We start from the raw sequence: 2,723 nt of genomic DNA, 5'->3' as shown, positions 1-2,723 counted from the left end.
CCGCGAAGCCGACGACGAGGAGATGGTCGACCGCCGTCTCGCCGTCGGCTTCGCGGACCTCGTCGGCTTCACCCGGCTGACCCGCCGCCTGGAGGAGGAGGAGCTGGGCGAGCTGGTGGAGGCGTTCGAGACGACCTGCGCCGACCTGGTGGCCGCGCACGGCGGCCGGCTCATCAAGACCCTCGGCGACGAGGTCCTGTACGCCGCCGACGACGCGGGCACGGCCGCGGAGATCGCCCTGCGGCTGATCGAGACGATGACGCACGACGAGTCGATGCCGGCGCTGCGCGTGGGCATCGCGTTCGGCACCGTCACCACCCGGATGGGCGACGTCTTCGGCAACACCGTGAATCTCGCGAGCCGGCTGACCTCGATAGCTCCCAAGGACGCCGTCCTGGTCGACGGAGCGCTCGCCGAGGAGCTGATCCGGACGGGTGACACCCCCGCGTCCGAGTCCGAGGCGGTGGAGCAGGCCGCCGCCGCCGAGAAGGAGGGCGAGGAGCCGCCCGCGTACCGCTTCGGCATACAGCCGATGTGGCAGCGGCCCGTGCGTGGCCTGGGCGTCGTCGAGCCGTGGCTGCTGACGAGGCGGCCCAAGCCGGAGGCCTGACGGGCGCCGCCTATGATCCCGGTCAACGATCGTTAACCGGGAAGCGGGTGGGTGCGATGGGCGCGGATGGCGACCAGCGGTTCGGGGAATTCGTCGCGGTACGTCGGCACGGGCATGTGGCCGAGCTGGTGCTCGACCGGCCGAAGGCCATGAACGCGGTCTCGACGGAGATGGCGCGCTCCATCGGCGCGGCCTGCGCGGCGCTGGGCGCGGACCGCGACGTACGCGTCACCGTCCTCACCTCCACGCACGCGCGCGCCTTCTGCGTCGGCGCGGACCTCAAGGAGCGGAACTCGCTGAGCGACGCGGAGCTGGTACGGCAGCGGCCGACAGCGCGCGCGGCGTACACCGGCGTACTGGAGCTCCCGATGCCGACGATCGCCGCCGTTCACGGCTTCGCGCTCGGCGGCGGATTCGAGCTGGCGCTCTCCTGCGACCTGATCGTCGCCGACCCCACGGCGGTCGTCGGGCTGCCCGAGGTATCGGTGGGCGTGATCCCCGGCGGCGGCGGTACGCAACTGCTGCCGCGCCGCGTCGGGGCCGCCCGCGCCGCCGAACTCATCTTCACCGCACGGCGGTTGGAGGCCGCCGAGGCGCACGAGCTGGGCCTGGTCGACCAACTGGCCGCCGAGGCGGCGGACCGCGACGAGGCGCTGGCCCTCGCCTCCCGTATCGCCGCGAACTCGCCGGTCGGCCTCCGGGCGGCGAAGCGCGCGCTGCGGCTCGGGCACGGGCTGGACCTGCGGGCCGGCCTGGAGGTGGAGGACGCCGCGTGGCGGTCGGTGGCCTTCTCCGGGGACCGTACGGAGGGTGTGGCGGCGTTCAACGAGAAGCGGAAGCCGCAGTGGCCCGGCGAGTGAGGTGTGTGGCTTTTCGTCGGGTTGTGGACGGAGAGTGACGACCCCTCGCTCCAAGTGATCAAATCACCCCAAAACGCCATAAGGTGGGGTGATGGGAGAGGACGTGCGGCTACGGGCCGTCGTGGAGCTTGCCCAGGCCATGGCCTCGGCGCACACCCCGAACGAATCCTGGCGGGCCGCCGCGCTCGGCGCGCGCGACGCGCTGGCCGGCAGCTTCGCCGCGCTGTCCGTGTGGGAGCGGGACCTCGGGCAGCTCAAGGTCCTCGTGAACGCGGGGGATCTGGCGGAGGGGGAGGAGGAGTTCCCGGAGGACGAGTCGTACCCGGTGCACCGGTTCCCCGAGATCGCGGAGTTCCTGCACGAGCGGTGGGCGGGCGGCGGCGAGCCCAACGCGTGGGTCGAGACGGCCGACGGCCCGGCCGCCGGGGCCGGTGCGCCCGGCTACAGCCACCAGCGGGTGGCCGCGCTGCGCAGACGGCGGCGGGGGAGCTGCGTCGTCGCGCCGATCGTGCTGCACGGGCGGGCGTGGGGGGAGCTGTACGTGGCGAGGCCGCTGGGGACGCCGGTCTTCGGGCGCGCGGACGCGGACTTCGCGACCGTCATCGCGTCGGTGGTGGCGTCGGGGATCGCGCAGACGGAGCGGCTCGAAGAGGTCCGCAGGCTGGCCTTCACGGACCCCCTGACGGGCCTCGCGAACCGCCGCGCGGTCGACATGCGCCTCGACGAGGCGGTCGCACTGCACCGTACGGACGGGACGGTCGTCAGCCTTGTCGTCTGCGACCTCAACGGCCTGAAGCGGGTGAACGACACGCACGGCCACGCGGTCGGTGATCGGTTGCTGGAACGATTCGGCTCCCTGCTGTCCGTCTGCGGCGCGCGCCTGTCGGGGGCGCTGGCGGCGCGGCTGGGCGGCGACGAGTTCTGTCTGCTGACGGTGGGGCCGTCGGCGGACGAGGTGGTCGCGGTGGGGGACGAACTCTGCCGCCGGGCGGCGGAGTTGGAGCTGGGCGAGGGGGTGGCGTGCGGGATCGCGTCGACGGGCGACCCGATCGGCCCCCTGAAGTCGGCCCGCCGCCTCTTCCGCCTCGCGGACGCGGCGCAGTACCGCGCGAAGGCGGCGCGCTCGGTGGGCCCGGTGGTGGCGGGCCGGGACGGCGGCGTGGTCCGCCTGGCGGACGAGCCCCCGCAGCGGCCTCCGGCGGAGGCGGGGGAGAGGCGGCGGTTCCGGGGGATGCCGCGGGTTCCTCCTGGAG

General features: G+C 73.9%; 3 protein-coding genes. All 3 read left to right on the top strand.

Annotated features, from left to right (window positions below; all coding sequences use genetic code 11):
- Positions 1-610, top strand: a 610-nt coding sequence (locus tag BHU15_RS37150) for an adenylate/guanylate cyclase domain-containing protein (protein WP_141726985.1), incomplete at its 5' end; no start/stop codon positions are given.
- A 56-nt stretch (positions 611-666) separates the two neighbouring features.
- Positions 667-1,470: an enoyl-CoA hydratase/isomerase family protein gene (locus tag BHU15_RS37145; protein ID WP_069631102.1), complete on the top strand. Its 804-nt coding sequence runs from the start codon at positions 667-669 to the stop codon at positions 1,468-1,470.
- A 91-nt stretch (positions 1,471-1,561) separates the two neighbouring features.
- Positions 1,562-2,723, top strand: a 1,162-nt coding sequence (locus BHU15_RS37140) for a GGDEF domain-containing protein (RefSeq protein ID WP_069631101.1), incomplete at its 3' end; no start/stop codon positions are given.

This window comes from Streptomyces niveus (assembly GCF_001723055.1).
Classification (GTDB): domain Bacteria; phylum Actinomycetota; class Actinomycetes; order Streptomycetales; family Streptomycetaceae; genus Streptomyces; species Streptomyces niveus.
Note: the sequence above shows the minus strand (reverse complement) of the source record. Positions and strands in the feature narration are given on the sequence as shown.